Here is a 3,652-nt window from a genome sequence, read left to right on the forward strand (position 1 = left end):
ACTCATTGTTGATTGTTAGATACAATTTTTTTGTTGAAGTTGGGTTGAGTATTGCAGAAAAACAGCATCGCGAATATCTTAAGATCTTCATTCGGCGAGTATTTAGCGATGGAATTTTAATTTTAGTTAATTGCTTCGAGCTGTCGAAGGTTGTAATTACTTTGATTTGTTCGATTAAAGATTCTGTTTGTAAGGGGTAAGGATCTTGTTCAGCGCCTAAAAGCAAATTATGGATATTTTTAGAGTCTTTGAAAAACGTTTCACTGAAATTCCATATTGCCATTATATGAATAAATGTCTTAAGCAATACCTCAGTTTTTGCTGTTACTGCTGTTTTGCAACAATGTTTACCAAATTCCGTTAGAGCGTTACTTGTAGCAAACAAAATGAGTTTTTTAACTAAATTGTGGCATAGATTCATGATGTAATAACTTGCTTAGAAATTCTGTGATAATGGTAATTGTTTCCTCTGGCTTGTCTCTATATACAGGATCACCAGTATCTTTAATTATTTTCAATTGATAGTTTTCCCCTATTTTTTTTGCTGTTTCAATAGCACAACTTGTGGGATGGACAGGGTCGTTTTCACCGGCGAGGTGAAGCACAGAACAAGTGATAGTGTGTAATTTGGATGTAAAATCAAAAGCCCTGTGTTCTGTCGTCATATATTTTTCCCAAAGTTCAGGGTTTTGAATACACCCACTTAATTCTTCTGGTGTATACGCTTTCTTTGCGTAAAATGGTAAGCATTTTTTAAAGTATTCCGTATTAGTTGATGGGTTCCAATTTTCGTCAAAGTTTCTCACAGCAACAGCAGCATCAGCATTGGCGATTCTGAGGAAAGCGTCATACCTGGCACTTGCTGATACCTTAGCTTCAGTGTTGCACAGGATTAATGCCATGGGGTGTTTTGGATATTGAATAGCATAGGATAGCGCAACATATCCACCCCAAGAAACACCGGCGACTATTGGATTTGTTATACCTAAAGCATCGCAAAATAAAAAAACATCTTTACCGTGTTGGGTTAAGTTCCATTTTTGTGGATCACCTTTTTCACTCTTCCCGCAGCCACGTTGGTCAACAAATATTACATTAGCCTGAGCAGATAATTGAGACCAAAAAGGAATATAAATGGTGTGATCGGCCATGCCCGCACCACCATGGAGAAATATTAACGTGGGTTTATCATCATCGATGTCAGCAATGGTGTAGTAATGCAATTTTATATCGTTAATAGTTACGTAAGGCATGTTTTTTACTCTAGTTTTTAATCTTTTACTGTTAGTTTAAATGGATTAAAGTTAGTGCCGATGTTCCCCGAAAAAACCAATCACAACCATATTTAAAACATCCTTCTACTTTATTATTATTTTATGGGAGGTTACCTCTTTTCCTAATTTTTTGTCCAATCTATGGGAACTAGTTACCGTCCTATAGAATCTTACAGTAAAAAAGACATTTCTTTAATTTTTTTGCATGAAAGTTCTAGCCCACACCAGCTAAAATTAAAGCAGCATCACTGTGAGAGTTGTCAAAAAATATGGTGTGTGTTTTTGTATATCCAGTTAATTGTACGACAGATTGCCAAGCATCAATTGATATGAGTGGTGTAAACTTTCTCCAGTTATCATTAAATAGCCACCATCCATGGGTTACTCCCATGATTAAATTATTCCAGCGACCGGCTGATGTGGTTTCTAAAAGACACAATATACCATTTTTTGATAATAGCATTTGTAGATTTTTAAGCGTTAATTCTAAATTTGGTGTGGCATGAACAATGTCTTGTCCAATGATTATGTCATATGAATATGGAACTAAATTTTGACTCAGCGGATCTCTTGTTACGTCAAATTTGAAGCTGTGTAAGTTGCTAATTTGTTTTTCATTTCCATGGTGTTTCATATCAATTACAAACCGCTTTGATAAGTCTGTGAAATGATATTTAAGGTTATGTGTTGATTTGACATGAGCAAATAGTTGACGAGTAAAGAGACCGCGACCTCCACCTATCTCAAGAATTTGTAATGATGTGGTATTGTTAATTTTTGATATGGCTTGTATAACAATATCTTGAATTATCGGCATTTCAGAGTATTTATCTGTGTCTTGAGAATAGATTTTATCAAGAAAGCTCGTATTGCCTTCGGGAAATAAAACACTAATAGAGGGTACTGTTTCTGATAATGCTACGGGGTAATGATTGACACAGTGCTCGAGAAGCTCAAGTGTACCTTTGAACATCGGGTAACTATTTTTCAACGTTGCTATATCAATTGGTATTTCTTGGTTTGATTTGAATCTTAGAGAGTTACCTTCAATTTTGACCAGGCCATCATCATTAAGGATTTTTAACATATATCTATAAAATTTGGTAAAATTATTAGTAATGTTTAATTCGTTTCTCAATGTGTCAATGTTTACCAGTCTGCTACAACCAGAAGAGAGCAGATAATTATAAACATAAGCGGCGCATAACTGATTACATTTTTGAAAAAAATCAGGGAATTTTTTATCTAAATCAGGAATATTACGATAACTTATTAAGCGAATACCCTCAGCAATATCCATGAAATGGTGAAAGTTATTAGTTTCACTACACATTATAATTCTCTATAATTTACTAATTAAACGCATGGCACCATGCTGTTTGGGTGCTGGCAAACTATCTAAGTAACTATTAATAGTGTCAGTGACGGCTGCTTCACAATCTCTATATACTGGGCTGCCAGCGCCTTTAAATAATCGATAAGTCAGTCTGTCGCTCGGTATTACATCTGCTGTGCGTTTAGCACTTGCAAGAGTGTGCACAGGATTCTGATCACCCGTCAAAATCAAGATTGGACACTCGACACTGGGCAAATTTGGCAAGAAGTTAAAGTGAGTTAGCTCTCGATTATTAAAAATGTAAGCAACTTCAGGATTAGTGACACAACTGGCAATCATTTTTGGTTCATAAGGTTTGGTTGCACAATATGGGATACAGGTTCTAACATACTCAGCGTAGGTTTCGGCATTTGTATTAGAGAACATTTTTTTTGCGACGGAGCATACTTGAGTTACCCTGGTTTCATCATGGCCTTTGTCTCTCACCTTCTGTGCGAAGTGTTCTAATACTTCATCTAAATTAAATTGAGCATCAGTATCACAAAGAATTAGCCCGCCAAGTTCACTTGGATATTGTGTGGCACAGGATATTGCAACAAATCCACCAAACGAGACGCCAGCTAATATTGGTTTTTCAATTCCAAATGCAGTAAAAAAATTATGAACATCTTTACCCCATTGTTTTAGTGTCCAGAGCGATTTATCACCATAGTCTCTAACACCATTTTTTTTATAGTAACTTCGGCCAGAACCGCGGTGATCAATAAATATAACTTGCAAAGGTAACCCAGATAGATTTTTGGCGCTAAATTTGGACCAGTAGGCTTCATATAGCGTATGGTCTACAACTCCTGGTCCACCATGAAGAAATATTAAAGTCTGTTGTTTTGGATTAATTTTTTTATTTGATTCATCAGTTGAACCATAGACCTTGTAAAATATTCTTATATCATTTGGAATTTCAAAATAATCAGTAAACATAATTACTACCCTTTAAAGTTTATTTTCTGTGTCTAATGAAAATGGATTGAAATTTATATTT

4 protein-coding genes are annotated in these 3,652 nt (G+C 35.3%); all 4 read right to left on the reverse strand.

Features of this window, described 5'->3' with window-relative positions:
* Nucleotides 1–421 (reverse strand): hypothetical protein (locus tag KIT27_12280; protein MCW5590423.1); only part of this gene is annotated, 421 nt, incomplete at its 3' end.
* Nucleotides 396–1,253, reverse strand: a complete 858-nt coding sequence (locus KIT27_12285) for an alpha/beta hydrolase (GenBank protein MCW5590424.1) — start codon at nt 1,251–1,253, stop codon at nt 396–398. The genes KIT27_12285 and KIT27_12280, both read right to left, overlap by 26 nt.
* A 235-nt stretch (nt 1,254–1,488) precedes the next feature.
* Nucleotides 1,489–2,607 carry a class I SAM-dependent methyltransferase gene (locus KIT27_12290; GenBank protein MCW5590425.1) on the reverse strand — a complete coding sequence of 373 codons (1,119 nt, stop codon included), beginning with the start codon at nt 2,605–2,607 and terminating at the stop codon, nt 1,489–1,491.
* A gap of 9 nt (nt 2,608–2,616) precedes the next feature.
* A complete protein-coding gene (locus KIT27_12295) occupies nt 2,617–3,591 on the reverse strand; it encodes an alpha/beta hydrolase (GenBank protein ID MCW5590426.1) in 975 nt (324 codons plus the stop codon).
* Nucleotides 3,592–3,652 lie beyond the last annotated feature (61 nt).

The organism is Legionellales bacterium, from assembly GCA_026125385.1.
Taxonomy (GTDB): domain Bacteria; phylum Pseudomonadota; class Gammaproteobacteria; order JAHCLG01; family JAHCLG01; genus JAHCLG01.